The organism is Bacillus hominis (genome assembly GCF_018332515.1).
GTDB lineage: Bacteria > Bacillota > Bacilli > Bacillales > Bacillaceae_G > Bacillus_A > Bacillus_A hominis.
Genome location: NZ_BOQD01000677.1, coordinates 1 through 241, shown reverse-complemented (window position 1 = coordinate 241; position 241 = coordinate 1). Strand labels below are relative to the sequence as shown.

Annotated in this window: 1 protein-coding gene; it reads left to right on the top strand. The window is 62.7% G+C overall.

Features of this window, described 5'->3' with window-relative positions:
• The coding region (locus KI356_RS28960) for a hypothetical protein (protein ID WP_212937086.1) at positions 1 to 241 on the top strand (241 nt) is incomplete at both ends.

The window sequence follows — 241 nt, the reverse complement described above, 5'->3', positions numbered from 1 at the left end:
CCTTTGCCGATGAGCGTATCGAGGTCATCCGCCAGCGGGTGATGACCCGCGAGAACCTGGCGCGGATCATCGAGAAGTACAACCTGTTCGCCGACCGCGGTAGCCGCTTCAGCGAGACCGACAAGATCGAGCAGATGCGCAGTGCGATCGTGGTCGCCACGCTCAGCACGTACGTCAAGGGGCGCGGTGAGGCCACCGTAGCCTTCACCGTATCCTATGAGGACAAACGTGCGGACGTGGC